17 protein-coding genes and 1 pseudogene are annotated in these 15,491 nt (G+C 41.6%); 10 read left to right on the forward strand and 8 right to left on the reverse strand.

Annotated elements, in window-relative coordinates:
- Nucleotides 1-32: 32 nt before the first annotated feature.
- Both purT and DP116_RS07260 read right to left on the reverse strand, forming a co-directional pair.
- Nucleotides 33-1,211 (reverse strand): formate-dependent phosphoribosylglycinamide formyltransferase, encoded by a 1,179-nt coding sequence (gene purT / locus DP116_RS07255; RefSeq protein WP_169154539.1) that lies wholly within the window; start codon nucleotides 1,209-1,211, stop codon nucleotides 33-35.
- Nucleotides 1,212-1,288: 77 nt separating this feature from the next.
- Nucleotides 1,289-1,786 (reverse strand): pentapeptide repeat-containing protein, encoded by a 498-nt coding sequence (locus DP116_RS07260; protein ID WP_211173142.1) that lies wholly within the window; start codon nucleotides 1,784-1,786, stop codon nucleotides 1,289-1,291.
- 205 nt (nucleotides 1,787-1,991) lie between these two features.
- On the opposite strand from DP116_RS07260, the gene DP116_RS07265 reads away from it, so the two are divergent.
- Nucleotides 1,992-2,555: a hypothetical protein gene (locus tag DP116_RS07265; protein WP_169154541.1), complete on the forward strand. Its 564-nt coding sequence runs from the start codon at nucleotides 1,992-1,994 to the stop codon at nucleotides 2,553-2,555.
- Nucleotides 2,556-2,745: 190 nt separating this feature from the next.
- On the opposite strand, the gene DP116_RS07270 is transcribed toward DP116_RS07265, so the two are convergent.
- From DP116_RS07270 to DP116_RS07280, 3 genes are all read right to left on the reverse strand, one after another.
- Nucleotides 2,746-4,674, reverse strand: a complete 1,929-nt coding sequence (locus DP116_RS07270) for an ABC-F family ATP-binding cassette domain-containing protein (RefSeq protein ID WP_169154542.1) — start codon at nucleotides 4,672-4,674, stop codon at nucleotides 2,746-2,748.
- Nucleotides 4,675-4,818: 144 nt separating this feature from the next.
- Entirely contained in the window at nucleotides 4,819-5,235 is a 417-nt protein-coding gene (locus tag DP116_RS07275; protein WP_169154543.1) for a DUF1824 family protein, read from the reverse strand.
- 79 nt (nucleotides 5,236-5,314) lie between these two features.
- Entirely contained in the window at nucleotides 5,315-6,157 is an 843-nt protein-coding gene (locus DP116_RS07280) for a prohibitin family protein (RefSeq protein ID WP_169154544.1), read from the reverse strand.
- Nucleotides 6,158-6,408: 251 nt separating this feature from the next.
- On the opposite strand from DP116_RS07280, the gene DP116_RS07285 reads away from it, so the two are divergent.
- From DP116_RS07285 to DP116_RS30690, 9 genes and pseudogenes are all read left to right on the forward strand, one after another.
- Complete coding sequence (locus DP116_RS07285; RefSeq protein WP_246275525.1) at nucleotides 6,409-8,154, forward strand: ABC transporter ATP-binding protein; 1,746 nt, start codon at nucleotides 6,409-6,411, stop codon at nucleotides 8,152-8,154.
- A gap of 31 nt (nucleotides 8,155-8,185) precedes the next feature.
- Entirely contained in the window at nucleotides 8,186-8,629 is a 444-nt protein-coding gene (gene ccmS / locus DP116_RS07290) for a beta-carboxysome assembly chaperone CcmS (protein ID WP_169154546.1), read from the forward strand.
- A 104-nt stretch (nucleotides 8,630-8,733) separates the two neighbouring features.
- Entirely contained in the window at nucleotides 8,734-9,408 is a 675-nt protein-coding gene (locus tag DP116_RS07295; protein ID WP_169154547.1) for a serine/threonine-protein kinase, read from the forward strand.
- Nucleotides 9,409-9,628: 220 nt separating this feature from the next.
- Nucleotides 9,629-10,606: a sodium-dependent bicarbonate transport family permease gene (locus DP116_RS07300; protein WP_169154548.1), complete on the forward strand. Its 978-nt coding sequence runs from the start codon at nucleotides 9,629-9,631 to the stop codon at nucleotides 10,604-10,606.
- 1 nt (nucleotide 10,607) lies between these two features.
- Nucleotides 10,608-10,919 carry a P-II family nitrogen regulator gene (locus DP116_RS07305; RefSeq protein WP_169154549.1) on the forward strand — a complete coding sequence of 104 codons (312 nt, stop codon included), beginning with the start codon at nucleotides 10,608-10,610 and terminating at the stop codon, nucleotides 10,917-10,919.
- Between the two features lie 28 nt (nucleotides 10,920-10,947).
- Entirely contained in the window at nucleotides 10,948-11,649 is a 702-nt protein-coding gene (locus tag DP116_RS07310; RefSeq protein ID WP_169154558.1) for a carbonic anhydrase, read from the forward strand.
- Nucleotides 11,650-11,793: 144 nt separating this feature from the next.
- Nucleotides 11,794-11,991, forward strand: a complete 198-nt coding sequence (locus tag DP116_RS07315; RefSeq protein WP_169154550.1) for a hypothetical protein — start codon at nucleotides 11,794-11,796, stop codon at nucleotides 11,989-11,991.
- 168 nt (nucleotides 11,992-12,159) lie between these two features.
- The gene (locus DP116_RS07320; protein ID WP_169154551.1) at nucleotides 12,160-13,536 is read left to right on the forward strand and encodes a TMEM143 family protein; all 1,377 of its coding nucleotides are present in this window, start codon (nucleotides 12,160-12,162) and stop codon (nucleotides 13,534-13,536) included.
- A pseudogene (locus DP116_RS30690) lies at nucleotides 13,502-13,983 on the forward strand (hypothetical protein); the annotation flags it as partial. The gene DP116_RS07320 and the pseudogene DP116_RS30690, both read left to right, overlap by 35 nt.
- A 173-nt stretch (nucleotides 13,984-14,156) precedes the next feature.
- Here DP116_RS30690 and DP116_RS07335 read toward each other — a convergent pair.
- The 3 genes from DP116_RS07335 to DP116_RS07345 form a co-directional block, all read right to left on the reverse strand.
- Nucleotides 14,157-14,531, reverse strand: a complete 375-nt coding sequence (locus DP116_RS07335; protein ID WP_169154554.1) for a DUF5615 family PIN-like protein — start codon at nucleotides 14,529-14,531, stop codon at nucleotides 14,157-14,159.
- Nucleotides 14,528-14,821, reverse strand: a complete 294-nt coding sequence (locus tag DP116_RS07340; protein WP_169154555.1) for a DUF433 domain-containing protein — start codon at nucleotides 14,819-14,821, stop codon at nucleotides 14,528-14,530. Before DP116_RS07340 ends, DP116_RS07335 begins: the two co-directional genes overlap by 4 nt.
- A 122-nt stretch (nucleotides 14,822-14,943) precedes the next feature.
- On the reverse strand, nucleotides 14,944-15,491 hold a 548-nt coding region (locus tag DP116_RS07345; protein WP_169154556.1), incomplete at its 5' end, for a tetratricopeptide repeat protein.

Here is a 15,491-nt window from a genome sequence, read left to right on the forward strand (position 1 = left end):
GATCCACTGGAAACTCGCACCTTTCTAATAAATCAGGGTTGGTATTCCAATTTAATTTTACTTGCTGCTCTAGTAGCCTTTTCCCGTGCTTCTTGAATATCACTGCCTTTAGCCAAAGCCACTCCCATTCGACGATAAGGATGGGCATTAGGTTTACCAAATAGCTTAATGTCCACATCTTTTTCTGATAGCGCCTCGGCTACACCTGTATAAGCAATGAAATCTGATTTTTCTGAGGCTAAAATGACAGCAGTAGCTGAATAACCTAACTGTTCTATATTAGGAATAGGCAAGCCTAAAATTGCTCTCAAGTGTAGTTCAAATTCGTTAAGATTTTGCGAGATTAATGTTACCATTCCCGTATCATGTGGTCTGGGGGAAAGCTCGGAAAAAATGACTTCGTCTTTGGTCACAAAAAACTCCACGCCAAAAATTCCCGCTCCTCCCAATGCATCGGTGACTTTTTTAGCTATAGCCTGCGCTTCCACTATCATTTTTTCCGAAATTTCTGCTGGTTGCCAAGATTCTTGATAATCTCCTCTTTCTTGGCGATGACCGATAGGAGAACAAAAAATTGTCGGTGCATTCCACTGCTTAATTGTGAGTAAAGTAATTTCAATTTCAAAATTTATAAATTCTTCGACAATCACCTTTTGACTGTCACCTCTGGAATTGGCGATCGCATAATTCCACGCCTTCTCAACTTCACTCTTTTCTTTAACTACAGATTGTCCCTTACCAGAAGATGACATCACAGGTTTCACTACATTGGGAAACCCAATTTCATTCGAGACAGACATCAACTCTTCTAAAGTTGTCGCATAACCATACTTAGCAGTGCGGATGCCTAACTCTTTATGTGCTAATTCTCTGATTCTGTCTCGGTTCATTGTATAGTTAGTCGCAGCCGCAGTTGGTATGACTGTTATTCCTCGCTGCTCAAATTCCAAAAGTTTTTCTGTTCTAATTGCTTCAATTTCTGGTATAATTAAATCAGGCTGATATTTGCTAACAACCCCTTCCAAATCATCAGCACTCAGCATAGAAATCACTTCCGAACAGTCAGCAACTTGCATTGCTGGAGCATTGGCATAGCGGTCAACAGCAATCACATAATTGCCAAACCGTTTAGCAGCAATAACAAATTCTTTGCCTAGTTCTCCCGAACCTAGCAACATTAGTTTTTGGGGTAGCTTCATCGAATTATTCATTAATTTCTCCTAGTTAGTTGCAAGTCAAAAAACTTAATTCTTTCTTTACTTTTTTTACACCTTTGCACTTCGTTATTTCAAGAATCTTCTTCCAAATACTTAAATTTGGCACCGCGAAGTTGTAAATCTTGACGCTGAACCTTTGTCAATCCAATCGCTTCTCCAAACTCACACTCCTCTACAAGAGCATTTAACCATATAGTCTCATTCAGAGTAGCACCATTCAAATTTGCATTTCTCAAGTCTGCGTTTGTAAAATTGGCAAATATAAGGTCTGCATTCACTAAACTAGTTCCTTGTAAGTTTGCACCTGATAAATTACCACGGATAAAGTTCACTCCGTCTAAAATCAAGCAAGATAAATCCGCTCCTATTAAATTAGGGAATTTTAACTGAGTGGGATTTTGGAAAAATCGCATGACACAAGCTATATTTGCTTCCTTGAGACACATCTTGGTTAAGAAATCATAGCGGGCTATACCAAGTTGCTTGAGATTTTCTAGACGTTGTTGGGGACTTTGTTCTAAAAACTGAATAGCGCGACTACGAAGGTTTTGAGTAGGAATATTGAGCATAATCATCAAATTGTCGTAATACTATTGATGTTTAAAATCTTTAATGGCTAGTTCTTTGGTGGAACCACTGAAAAGCTTTGCTATTATCAGTAGTGTGTTAGTTATATATATGAAATTTAAAAATTTTGTGTCAAAATTTCATCCGGCTAAGAGTCAGTACCATTAGTAAAGTTAGGTAATTACAGGGTTTGTTATTGAAGTCACTATGAGAAAAATAATCCTACCGGATAAAATGAAAGGTCATCTACTAACAGTCGCAACATTATTTGGCATTATTTCACTATTCTGGATCAGCTTTTTCGCTAAAGTTGTGAGAGTAAAATTTGTCGAAATTGATTTTGTACTTAAAAGATTAGAAATTCAAAAGGAAGCACAGGTTGAAATTCCTTATACTGTTGCTAAAGTTGATATACTCAGGCGGTTAGGTTCTGATGTGAAACCTGATCCTAGATGTTTATTGTGGGCGACAACTGAAGTAGGTAGAGGCTGGACTAATGATTCAGAAGACCGTGATTTTTTTATAGATTATTATATACCTCCAGATAAAAAAGCAATGATTTGTACAACACCAGCCCTAGCAGCTGCACTCCTTGCTAAACGTCATGAGAAACCCCTTTTATATAAAGTTTATCCAACAGAAGATGGTTTTCATGTTCGCATTGTTGAAGGTCTTTCAGAAGTGAGAGAACCTTGTAAGAATTGGACAGGAAATGTTGATTGTGCAGATCCTATATTGTCGCGACAGGGAGTTGTTAGGTATGAACCGTAGAAGATAATACGGCGGAAGTCGGAAGTAAAAAAGCTTTCTGTGTGGCTTTTAAAGCTTATTGTTTGTACTTTATGCACAAACAATGTGCTGTCAATGCAGCTTTCTCTCTACTGTGCTGCATTGAAAGCCATCTGTCAAAAATCTTCCTCGAATTTTGCTACCCTTAAAAAGCTGTTTCTAAAATATAGAATTAAGACTCAATCTCAGCTAATTCCATCCAACGTTCAGTCGCCTCATCAATTTCTTCCTTCAGGGTTTCCACCTGTTCATATAATTTTTGTACTTGAGAGTAGTTACCAGGAGAAACATTCGCCATTGCTTTCTCTGCTTCTGCTTTTTCGGCTTCCATCTTGGCAATTTTACCTTCCAACTGCTCAAATTCTCGCTTTTCCCAATTAGATAACCTACGGCGTTTTTTCGTTTCGGTTTCTTTGGAAGATGTTGTCTGTAACGTCTCTGTATTTTTTGGCTTTTCTTTCGTGCTATTTATCTGTTGCTGTTGTGCTTCTTCTGCTTGCTTATAATCCAGATAAACTGAATAGTTACCTGGATATTGTCGGATATTCCCACCTTCTTCAAAGGTAAAAATTGTATCTACGGTGCGGTCTAGAAAATAGCGATCGTGAGAAACAACAATAACACAACCGGAAAATTCTTCTAAATATTCTTCCAGTACAGCCAATGTCTGTACATCCAAATCATTCGTAGGTTCATCTAATATTAAAACATTCGGTGCACTCATGAGAACGCGCAACAGAAATAACCGCCGTTTTTCACCACCCGAAAGTTTATGAATTGGGGAATACTGTTGATTCCCAGGAAACAGAAAACGCTCCAACATTTGGGAAGCAGTAATTCTCGTTCCATCGGCAATTTTGACAAATTCACCTTCTTCTTTAATGTAATCAATCACTCGTTGATTTTCGTTCAACGCTGATTGTAATTCTTCTGAATGCTGGTTAAAATAACCAATGTGAATAGTCGTACCAATTTCTACACTTCCTGAATCTGGCTCAACACGTTCCGTGATAATATCTAGTAACGTAGATTTACCCGCGCCATTAGTGCCGATAATACCAATGCGGTCTTCTGGACTAAACTCGTAGGTAAAATCCTTAATTAAAGTACGTCCGTCATAAGCTTTCGATGTATTATTCAGTTCAATAACTTTTTTGCCAATGCGACGACTAGGTGTAGAAATATCAACTTTTCCCTGAGCTTGTTTAAACTCAGTTTCCTTCAGATCGTGAACGCGATCAATTCTCGCTTTTTGTTTCGTACTACGAGCTTTTGGTCCTCGTTTTAGCCATTCCAACTCACGGCGCAAGACACCTTGATGTTTGCGCTGACTACTAATAGCAGATTCTTCAGCTAGTGCTTTCTTTTCCAAGTAATATGAATAGTTGCCTGTGTATGTGTAAATATCTCCTCGGTCAATTTCAATGATACGATTGGTGACTTTATCCAAAAAGTAGCGATCGTGAGTGATAAGAAAGAGTGCGCCACGATAACGGTTCAAATAACTTTGTAACCACTCAACAGAATTAGCATCTAGATGGTTTGTCGGTTCATCCATCAACAACAACTCTGGTTCTGACAACAAGGCTGTGGCTAAAGCAATGCGCTTACGATAACCACCAGATAAAGTCCCAACAAGAGCATGAAAATCTGTAATTCCTAACTTTGAAAGAATGATTTTAGCATTCGTTTCCAGTTCCCATGCACCAAGTGAGTCCATGCGCTGCATTACAGAAGAAAGACGCGCCATTAATTGTTTATCTTCCGCTGCATGAGCTAATTTATCAGAAATTTCCTCGTACTCACGCACCAATTCCATTTGTTCGCCACTGTCAGCGAAAACTTGCTCTAAGACTGTGCGATTGTCGTCTAAATCTGGCTGTTGAGGCAAGTATACAATTTTAGCTCCTGAATTTGCTAAAATTTGACCACTATCAATCGGTTCTAGTCCAGCAATCATTTTGAGTAATGTTGATTTACCAGAACCGTTAGTACCAATTAAGCCAACTTTATCGGTAGCATCCAAGCTAAAGCTGGCATCTTTCAATATTTCCTTGATACCAAAATCTTTTTTAACAGATTGTAGGGTGATAAGACTCATATCAATTTAGGGTTTAGATTTGAACCGCAGACAAACGCTGAGAAACGCAGATAATGATCTATTTTATCAGCGTCCGTCTGCGTGTATCTGCGGTTACAATTTTAGAGTACGCTATGGGTCAAGGTGAGCAATACAACCCTACTATTAAACAAATAAATCAAGGGGTAAATGCCCGTACATTTCGTTAATTCCACTTTGAGAGTAAGACTGACAAGAGACTAGTACACCCCGATGATGTCCTGAGTAAGAATCCAGATAGCATACACCATTTTTGCCGTTTAATTTGATGTAAACTGGACCTTCAATCTCAGGTAAATTGCTTGGTGGTTCATAGCCAAAAGCATGGGAATATGTTTTCATCGCTAGTATTGCTTCCTCTGGCGTATCAGCACAAATACCTAATATTTGGTAGTCAGAAATCTTAGCTAGCAAAACTAAAGCTTGACGAATTAAGGTCTTTTCTGATGGCTTGAGGTTAGGGGCAATGTCTATACAGTTGAATTTATTGAGAATCTTTTTGGCATCTTGAACGGTGAGATTGCTCTGATTATTGCTTGACATAATTTTTTTATTATTCCTTGATGTTCTCTATCTGCTTATTAAGTAGGGTACACACCCTAAATCAGGGTTCAAATTGTAATTAATCTTGCATATTACCGAAATTAAAGAGAAATGGTACACTACTTTTTGTATCACCACTCATAACCAGCACTTTTGGCATCTGAGCACCCCCAGTCTTCCAAGCTTCGATCGCTTCTTTTTGCAGAACCAACTGTCCACCTTGAGCTTTTAAAGTTTCAGCCAAAAGTCTTTGAGCTTCCGCTTTTCCTTTGGCGCGATTGATTTCTGCTTGAGCCTCTTGTTCCGCTTCTCGGGCTACGTATACAGCTCTTTGTGCTCTTTGCTCTGCAATTTGTTTTTCTTCAACTGCTCTGGCGAATTCTGGAGAAAAAGTTAAGTCAACTACGCTGGTATCTAACACGATTATTCCATATTTATCTAAGCGTTGCCCCAATGCCATATCAAAATCTTCTTTCAATTCATTTCTTTTTGTAATCGACTCCTCAACTGTTCTTTTAGCAGCTGCAATTTTAAATGATTCCTGAGTTTGGGGTGCAATAATTTTGTTGACAATATTTTCTAATGTCCCTTGTGTCCTTCTGATATCAACAACTTCTGTGGGATCAATACGAAAGTTAATAGCAAATCTTGCAGATAGGGTTTGCAAATCCTTGGTTGAACTCTCTGCTGGAACCTCAAACTTTTGCACAGTCAAATCATACACATCTACTCTGGAGATGAAGGGCGGTATCACGTGAAGACCCTCGATTAATGCTCCATCTCTGGCTTTACCCAAGATACTAAGTACTCCTGCTTGCCCTGGATTTATAATGGTAAAGGAATTGAGGCTCAAAATGACAAGTATTGCTACCACAATTGCTGCTACTAAAGTCTGCCAATTCCCCAATGGTTGATTTTTCAAATCGTTATCTCCTTTGCATTTTCAGACAACTCTTGTGAATTGTGATATCTTACTGCTCGCCTTTGCACCTTTGTGACACCTTTGGAAGCTAATTGTGGTAATATTTTAAATCCACGCATCTACAAATAACTGTGGTAATGGTATTGAAATCTCATCGGGGATCGAGAAGAAACAGACGCGTACTAGGCGATGCTCCCAGAGGGAGCCGCCCAAAGGGCGAACGTCAGACATCGTCCCCAAATCATCCCCTCATGCGGCTGCTGGACTACGGGCACCAGTATCGTAAACGAATTTGGTTGTCAACTACTTGTTCTATTCTTAATAAGCTTTTCGACTTGGCACCACCAGCCTTAATTGGGATGGCGGTGGATGTGGTAGTAAAACAGCAAGATTCTATCATCGCTCAGTGGGGAGTGAAAGATATTTTTGGGCAATTTTTTATTCTTTCGTTCCTGACTGTTATCATCTGGATACTAGAATCGGTTTTTGAATACGCTTACGGAAGGCTTTGGCGTAATTTGGCACAGGACATACAGCATGATTTGCGTCTGGATGCTTATGAACATTTGCAGGAGTTAGAACTCGCATATTTTGAAGAACGCAGTACAGGTGGTTTGATGTCTATCCTCAGTGATGATATCAACCAACTGGAACGTTTTTTAGATGTGGGGGCAAATGATATTCTCCAAGTTGTCACAACAGTTGTCATTATAAGTGGTGCTTTCTTTATTTTGGCTCCTAGTGTTGCCTGGATGGCAATATTGCCGATACCATTTATTCTTTGGGGTTCGTTTGCTTTTCAAAAATTACTCGCACCTCGCTATGCTGATGTCAGAGAAAAGGTTGGTCTACTCAACTCGCGTCTGGTAAATAATTTGAGCGGTATTACTACTATTAAAAGTTTTACCTCCGAAGATTACGAAATTTCACGTTTCACAAAAGAAAGTGAGGCATATCGCCGCAGTAACGCTAAAGCAATTAAACTTTCCGCTGCATTTGTTCCTCTGATCCGAATGTTGATTTTGGTGAGTTTTACAGCATTATTGCTGTTTGCTGGAATGGCAGCAGCGAATGGCAAAATATCTGTCGGTACCTACAGTGTACTATTATTTCTCGTCCAGCGGTTACTCTGGCCTTTAACAAGATTAGGTGATACTTTTGACCAATATCAAAGAGCAATGGCTTCCACAAATCGAGTCATGAATTTGTTGGACACTCCTATTGCTATTCATACGGGAGAAATACATTTACCGACTCAGACAGTACGTGGTGAATTAGAACTAACAAATGTCACTTTTGCTTATAAAGATAGACCATCCATTGTTACAGATCTGTCTTTACACGTTCCAGCAGGTAAAACAATTGCCATTGTTGGTTCTACTGGTTCCGGAAAAAGCACTTTGGTGAAACTTCTCTTGCGATTGTATGAAGTGCAATCAGGAACAATAGCCCTTGATGGCATTGATATACAACAGTTGAATCTACAGGATTTACGCCGTTGCATTGGTCTAGTCAGCCAGGATGTTTTCTTGTTTCATGGTAGTGTAGCAGAAAATATTGCTTATGGCAGTTTTGATGCTGTAGAGGATGAAATTATTATGGCAGCAAAAATCGCTGAAGCACACGAATTTATTGTGCGATTGCCTCAAGGATATGAGACAATTGTCGGTGAACGAGGACAAAAGTTATCTGGTGGACAGCGACAACGGATTGCCATTGCTCGCGCCATCTTAAAGAATCCACCAATTTTGATTTTAGATGAAGCGACATCAGCAGTGGATAATGAGACAGAGGCAGCCATTCAGCGATCGCTAGAACATATTACTGTCAATCGGACAACAATTGCGATCGCACACCGTCTTTCCACCATCCGCAATGCTTCACGCATCTATGTCATGGAATACGGACAATTTGTTGAATCAGGAACCCATCAAGAACTATTGGACAAAAACGGAGTTTATGCGAGTCTGTGGCGCGTGCAGTCAGGTTTGAGGTAAACTTTTCAACAATCAAAAATCTAAAATTGGTATGATATTTGCTTCTACCCAATCTCAATCACCAAACAACAAGTGGCGTCGCCAGTTGGATAAATTCGTTAAAGAAAATCAACAGGAATTAGCAGCGCTGTCTTGGGGTTTGTGGTTAGAAAATGCTGACGAAAAGGGTACAGTTGGTATTTATTTGCAACCAACACCACACTTTGTTTATTGTCCCAGACAGGCTATAGAACAACTAAATAGCAAAGTTGAGAACAGACTTCAGGAACTTGTAGGGATTGTGGAACACCATAAACCAGAAGTAGAAGTTCTCATGATCGCAATTAGCAAAGATGAAGTTAAGTTAATTTACTTTGAACCACAACTTGCACCACCAACTTGTTATGAACGAGTTGGTAAAGATGTGGATACTTTATTAGTATATCTCGAACAGCTCCTGAGCGAGCAGTTTAACGCGGAACAATCAGCACAGTAATCAAATTGCAACATTGAAAAAAATCAAGGTCATAAAAACGGTAGTATAGGGGAAAATTCCATATGAATTTGTAGTAGCTGGAACCCAGTATCGATGGAGCACACATGAATCGGCTAATCGAGAGTGTCCACAAAGACCTACTTCCCAGGTTCCGAATTGAAAGCGTAGACCCCCACGACCCAATCAAAGTCCACCATGTCCCCAAACCCTGGCAGCTTCTGGGGGCGGGGAACTACGCTGCAGTGGTTTATCACCCAGATTACCCTGAATTGGTGGTAAAAATTTATGCGCCTGGACGCCCGGGTTTTTTTGAGGAAGTAGAGGTCTATCGTCGCTTGGGGTCTCATCCTGCTTTCTCTGAGTGTCTGTATGCCAATGATTGCTTCTTAATCTTGAAGCGGTTACATGGAGTGACTCTCTACGACTGTATGCAGCGTGGTCTACGGATACCGAAGCAGGTGATACAAGACATTGACCAAGCCCTAGATTATGCCCGTAAGCGCGGTCTCCACCCCCATGACGTCCACGGACGCAATGTGATGATGTACAAAGGCAGGGGACTTGTTGTGGACGTCTCGGACTTCCTTCATGAGGAGGCTTGCTCAAAGTGGGATGACCTGAAGAAGGGATACTACTGGTTGTATCGCCCCCTCCTCTCCCCCCTTGGGATACGAATACCCTACTTTGTCCTGGATGTTGTTCGCAGGAGTTATCGCTTCTTGGTCAACCTACCTTCACGCTTGAAGCAGCTTGGAAGTGGACGCAGAAGGCGGGATTGAGCAATTCGCTCATTCGCTCATTCACTCATTCAAAAATATTATCTATTAGCAATTGCGTAGAGCGCACTGACCTTTGGGCGACTTTATGGGGAGCATCGCTGATTACCCAATTGACATTAGGTCACAGTACGCGATACATCATGATTCAAGGGTTACATAAGTTTTCGACAATGCAAAGTTTTCTAAATTTTCGGTTGCATCACTACTATGAGGGATAGACATGGATGCTAGTTTGATCATATCCAACATTTTGAATCCGCCAGTTCTGTTCTTCTTTTTAGGGATGACTGCCGTTTTTGTCAAGTCCGATCTGGAAATTCCTCCCCCTGCGCCCAAACTTCTTTCGCTTTATCTGCTGTTTGCGATTGGGTTTAAGGGGGGAGTAGAACTGGTGAAAAGTGGAATCACTCAGGAAGTGGTTTTCACACTGTTGGCAGCAGTGTTGATGGCTTGTTTTGTCCCGATTTACACCTTTTTTATTTTAAAGCTGAAGCTGGATGTTTATGATGCTGCAGCGATCGCCGCAACCTACGGCTCTATCAGTGCTGTCACCTTCATCACCGCGAGTGCCTTTCTAAATGAACTTGGCATTCCTTTTGATGGCTACATGATAGCAGCTCTTGCTCTGATGGAATCTCCAGCGATCATTGTTGGTCTCATCCTGGTAAATCTATTTACTGTTGAGCAAGGGAAGTCACGAGAGGTTGCTTGGTCAGAAGTATTGCGAGATGCGTTTCTGAACAGTTCAGTCTTTCTACTGGTCGGTAGCGTCCTAATTGGATTCTTGACCGGAGAACACGGTGGGAAGGTTTTGGAACCCTTTACTCAGGGATTGTTCTATGGAATTCTCACCTTCTTTTTACTGGATATGGGATTAGTTGCTGCCAAAAGAATTAAAGACTTGCAAAAAACAGGATTTTTCCTGATTTCATTTGCAATACTGATTCCAATACTGAATGCAGCTATTGGGTTAGCGATCGCCAAATTCCTTGGTATATCTCAAGGAAATGCACTCTTGTTCGCCGTACTATGTGCCAGCGCCTCTTACATCGCTGTTCCCGCAGCCATGCGGCTGACTGTTCCGGAAGCGAATCCCAGCTTGTACGTTTCTACGGCTTTGGCAGTAACATTCCCATTCAATATTATTGTGGGAATTCCGGTATATCTGTACGTAATTAAATTGTTTTGGAGCCAATAATATGCACTTAGTTAAAAAGATAGAAATTATCGCCAACTCGTTTGAGCTTGGCAAAATTTTAGATCGTTTAGATAAGTCAGGTGTACACGGTCATATTGTGATCCGAAATGTTGCTGGCAAAGGATTGCGAGGAACAGCGGAAGATTTAGACATGACGATGCTCGATAATGTTTACATCATCGCGTTCTCTACGCCTGAGCAAATCAAGCCTGTTGTAGAAAACATCAGACCTCTGCTCAATAAGTTTGGAGGCACCTGTTATATCTCCGATGTTATGGAGATTTCCTCTGTAAAATGCGTCGCGTCAATGTGAGATAATGATGAACCCAAGAAAGCGTTTCATGGAACGTCGTGATTTCTTAAAATTAGGAGCCACTGGAGCATTTGGTTTGATGGCGACTGCTGGCAACTTGCTCTGGTCTGTTGAACAAGCACACGCCGCCGAATTGCCTCCCACAGTTCCGAAATCTCTCAGTCCCGATCTAGCCCTGCAAAAGTTGATGGCAGGAAATCAGCGGTTTGTCCAGCATCAACTCCGACATCCCGATCAATCCGAGATTCGGTTGCACGAAGTTGCTCAAGCTCAACATCCATTTGTAACCATCCTCAGTTGTGCTGACTCACGGGTACCTGCAGAAATTATTTTTGATCAAGGCATCGGAGACATCTTTGATGTTCGTATTGCCGGAAATATTGCCACGCCTGAAGCCCTCGGTAGTATTGAATATTCGGTTGTCTTGCTAGGCACGCCTTTGCTGATGGTGCTCGGTCATGAACGATGCGGGGCAGTTACTGCCGCCGTACAAAACGAAGCGCTGCTTGGTGATATTGGTAGCTTTGTTAAGGCAATTAAGCCAGCCATAAAAAGAGTTAAGGATCAATCGGGCGACCCGGTTGAAAATGCTGTGGTTGCAAATGTGCATTATCAAATTGAACAATTGAAGCGATCAACGCTTTTAACTCAGCGATTAGAGTCCGGTCAATTGAAACTCGTAGGAGGTCGTTATGATTTGGATACAGGTGTAGTAAGTATTATAACTTAATGAATTAGAAGCTAAAGAAATATAAAAACGGTGGTGGGATAAAGACTGTTTGATCAATGACTGCTTATGTGTGCAATGTTCCCACGGCTGACTGATCGGCGGTTGCTAGATTTCCTACTCAAAAGACTAGTAATTGAGATCTAAATGGGTGTAAAATCTTCACTTATGGCGATATTTAGTCAGGCAAAGGCAATGACCAAAAAAGTAGTCAGGAGAAGTCAGCGCCGTGAGCGGGTTTCGCGACTTGCGGCGACTGCCGTTCAAAAGCCAGGAGTCAGAATGCCTCCTGTGCGAGTGACCGATGACTTGGGGGTACTCACCGCACCCACACTCATCTGGTAATGAGCGCGGTCAACACTCTTCGTGGCGCATCCTACCGCCCCCACTCATTGCATGCTGACTCCACCAGATGAGCGTAGGCAGGGGGAACGCTCCTGAATTAGGAATTGCCGAATTCTTCTTATTGACCCGTGGCATGCACAAACCTATTAGTCCGATGGATTTGAGATTATGGCAGTTTACAAAAATCGAGAAGCATTTATTCCCCACAGTCGCACAGATATTATCCAACTTTGCCTGCAAGATGGTCAGCTAAGTGCTACTAGTGCTGAAAAGTTTAAAAATTTCTGCCAAATCCTATCCGCGTATTACCACTTTCGCTTTCACAAAACGCAGGAAACTATTAAAGATAACTACGCACCCTTCGACCCCAATACAAATGTTCAACCACTAACTCAACCAACCTTTGACCAATACAAGGAGATGGAGTTAAAAGTGGTTGATGCATTTAAGCATATTTTAGAAAGAGCCAATTACATTCCTTTGCCTGCATCGGTAGTACAAGAATCTGTGGGCAAGGCATCTCTGATTGATTTGAAAACTCAGGTCGATTTCGAGGACTTTGAGCTTTTCTGTTGCTATTACCAAGGCGATATTTCTAAGAAAATTTCGGTGAAAAAGCTCTTCTTTTGGGAAGAAGAAAAGATAATTGATGTTTTTGAACGAATTGTTTTGCTGATTAAGTTCAAAGAAGAGGCTTACTTTAGTGCCAAGAAAGTCAAGATAGAGGAACTGAAATTTACTCCAGGTAAAATGTATGTCTACTTCTACAAAAACATTCCAAAACTAGATATTGACTTGCTCTTTCCGAATGTTGCCACCAGTATGAACTGGAAAGATCGGCTGCTATTTGGAATTCCTGCGATTGGGGCTGCAATTCCCCTGCTGTTAAAAACATTGCCGAATTTGTTATTGCTCATCGCTGCAATATTGCTAGTGCTCAATGCGTCATCTCTAGTCGAATCACTACATGTAGAACAGGAGAAAGTCCGAAATGTGTTGCCGATTCTAGTAGCAACGCTATCGCTGGGTATGGGCTTAGGCGGATTTGCCTTCAAGCAATATACCAATTACAAAAACAAAAAAATCAAATTCCAAAAAGATATTACTGACACGCTTTTCTTCAAAAATTTAGCCAACAATGCTGGTGTCTTTCAGACGCTTATCGATATTGCTGAAGAAGAGGAATGTAAGGAAATTATTCTGGTCTATTACCATCTCCTGACTAGTCCAACTCCGCTGAATCCAGAACAATTAGACTCTCGCATCGAATCTTGGATGGAGAAAAAGCTGGGCACCAAGATTAACTTTGACATCAACGGTCCGTTGAACAATCTGGAAAATATTCGTGGCAAAGCGCAACGAAATGCCTCTGAAGCAGACAGCGCACACCAAAAGCCTCTACTATCTTATGATAACCAGGGATTTTGTCACGTTCTCCCCTTAGAGAATGCCTTGGCAGTCATCGATGATGTTTGGGATAATGCTTTCCAATATAACGGCATAGCCTTGTATGGTGGTTCTGCATCCGCTCTCAAATTTCATTGACTCTAATTCCCCAGTCAGCGACTCCTCTGCCAACTATTATTATCAAGGGCGTTGTCCTCAAAGTGGGGAACTACTGAGACTACCACGCACTCCTTTGGTAGAGGCGATCGCCTATAGTTTGATGCAACACCTTGGAACTGATGAGTGTTATTCCTGTGATATCAAGTCCGCTTAATTACTTATAATGCCTGCTTGACCTCACCCCAACCCTCTCCTTATTAAGGAGAGGGCAAGCGAGGCGGGTGAGGTTCCTCGTTTTTATAAGTGTTTATCCGGACATGATATGAAGGCAAGATGTACGGGGTATTACTGATTTCACTGCCGACTGGTGAACAAAAAATACTCAAAGCTTTCTCCGGTCTTCTGAATGGCGACAGCCTAGTTGAGGGCTGGGTACCGCCCATTCCAGGACGAGATCAAGTTGCTTTACACGAAGCCAGCACACTATAGCGGTTCTCATTTGAATCACATACACCACCACGAATAATGTAGAGACGTAGCATGCTACGTCTCTACACCCGTGTATTGCACGCAACCGAGAAGCGCTATATCTAAATTGGATGCTATCAAGCAGGAACTGATAACCCTCAAGCAACTGCCAGAACGGCTGCAGTAAGTTTCTAAATAATTTTCTCAACATAAGCATTCAAAAACACCAGCTGGTTCACCATCTCCTTGGCTGATTTATCAGCAGCTAATTTGAGCAAACCGCGTAACTGCTGTCCAACCGAGTATTGTTGTTGCGGTGCGAGAACTATGCCAGCATGATTTCTTTGTTCAACTACAAAGTCAGCGTGCAATTTGCAAAAATCCCTAATGTTGAAGCTATAAATAACTCGTCCTTGCTCAACTGCCCAAATTAGTTGTTCTTCATCGGGATATCCTAATCTATCAGCATCTGTGACTGTAACGACATCCAAATCGGCATTTCGCAGTGCCTGGATCAGCGCCCCTTTCATCGTGTCTTCATCCAAGTATAAGCGAATTCGGCTCACGACAGATTTCCTGCTTTATACTCGGCTTCAAGGCGACGGCATTCCTCATTATAGGCAGCAAATTCGGCATCCAGCGATTCTTTGTTGGCATAATAGTACGCCAAAGCGCTATAAATCCCTGCAAGTGCTAAGTGTGGTTTATCTTCCAGAATTTCTTCAGGCGTGACACCTGCTTTAATCTCATTCACGATATACTGAACTGTAATACGGGTTCCGGCGATGCGGGGACGACCACCGCAAGTTTCCGGCGTACGAACAATTAGCGTACCAATGTCGGTAATGGTCTGCATAGCTGGTTTGCCAAATCTTGCTCCGTCATCAAGAACTCTAACATTTATCACAGGGGTGTTGGAACAACAATTGTGGTCTGATCTGATCGCACACCGTTTACTTTAATAAAACTGAGAATATTCTACCCACCAAATAAACGCCCCCAAAAACCCTTCTTTTTATTCTTATAATTCTCTAAGTTTTCACTAAATAGCGTACTACTAGGATCGAGGCTAACAGCTATTTCCAGTTGTGCGATCGCTTCATCTAGTTTGCCTTGATTTTTCAGCGCAACCCCCAGGTTATTGTGAGCAGTTGCATAATTTGGGTCGATTTGCAAGGCTTTACGGTAAGAGGCGATCGCTTCATCGAATTTGCCTTGATCGTACAGCGCTAACCCCAGGTTATAGTGAGCATATGCGTAATTTGGGTCGATTTTCAACGCTTTTTGGTAAGAGATGATCGCCTTATTGAGTTTGCCTTGCTTGCACAGCGCATTCCCCAGGTTATAGTGAGCAACTGCATTATTTGGGTCGATTTGCAACGCTTTTTGCCAAGAGGCGATCGCTCCATCTAGTTTGCCTTGATTGTACAGCGCATTCCCCAGATTATTGTGAGCAGTTGCATAATTTGGGTCGATTTGCAAGGCTTTACGGTAAGAGGCGATCGCTTCATCGAATTTGCCTTGAT

The organism is Brasilonema bromeliae SPC951 (assembly GCF_012912135.1).
Classification (GTDB): domain Bacteria; phylum Cyanobacteriota; class Cyanobacteriia; order Cyanobacteriales; family Nostocaceae; genus Brasilonema; species Brasilonema bromeliae.

What these genes read in the sequence shown, in the direction of transcription:
- purT (WP_169154539.1), bottom strand. Translation starts at nt 1,211, where the DNA reads ATGAATAATTCGATGAAGCTACCCCAAAAACTAATGTTGCTAGGTTCG.
- DP116_RS07260 (WP_211173142.1), bottom strand. Translation starts at nt 1,786, where the DNA reads ATGCTCAATATTCCTACTCAAAACCTTCGTAGTCGCGCTATTCAGTTT.
- DP116_RS07265 (WP_169154541.1), top strand. Translation starts at nt 1,992, where the DNA reads ATGAGAAAAATAATCCTACCGGATAAAATGAAAGGTCATCTACTAACA.
- DP116_RS07270 (WP_169154542.1), bottom strand. Translation starts at nt 4,674, where the DNA reads ATGAGTCTTATCACCCTACAATCTGTTAAAAAAGATTTTGGTATCAAG.
- DP116_RS07275 (WP_169154543.1), bottom strand. Translation starts at nt 5,235, where the DNA reads ATGTCAAGCAATAATCAGAGCAATCTCACCGTTCAAGATGCCAAAAAG.
- DP116_RS07285 (WP_246275525.1), top strand. Translation starts at nt 6,409, where the DNA reads ATGCGGCTGCTGGACTACGGGCACCAGTATCGTAAACGAATTTGGTTG.
- ccmS (WP_169154546.1), top strand. Translation starts at nt 8,186, where the DNA reads ATGATATTTGCTTCTACCCAATCTCAATCACCAAACAACAAGTGGCGT.
- DP116_RS07295 (WP_169154547.1), top strand. Translation starts at nt 8,734, where the DNA reads ATGAATCGGCTAATCGAGAGTGTCCACAAAGACCTACTTCCCAGGTTC.
- DP116_RS07300 (WP_169154548.1), top strand. Translation starts at nt 9,629, where the DNA reads ATGGATGCTAGTTTGATCATATCCAACATTTTGAATCCGCCAGTTCTG.
- DP116_RS07305 (WP_169154549.1), top strand. Translation starts at nt 10,608, where the DNA reads ATGCACTTAGTTAAAAAGATAGAAATTATCGCCAACTCGTTTGAGCTT.
- DP116_RS07310 (WP_169154558.1), top strand. Translation starts at nt 10,948, where the DNA reads ATGGAACGTCGTGATTTCTTAAAATTAGGAGCCACTGGAGCATTTGGT.
- DP116_RS07315 (WP_169154550.1), top strand. Translation starts at nt 11,794, where the DNA reads ATGGGTGTAAAATCTTCACTTATGGCGATATTTAGTCAGGCAAAGGCA.
- DP116_RS07320 (WP_169154551.1), top strand. Translation starts at nt 12,160, where the DNA reads ATGGCAGTTTACAAAAATCGAGAAGCATTTATTCCCCACAGTCGCACA.
- DP116_RS07340 (WP_169154555.1), bottom strand. Translation starts at nt 14,821, where the DNA reads ATGCAGACCATTACCGACATTGGTACGCTAATTGTTCGTACGCCGGAA.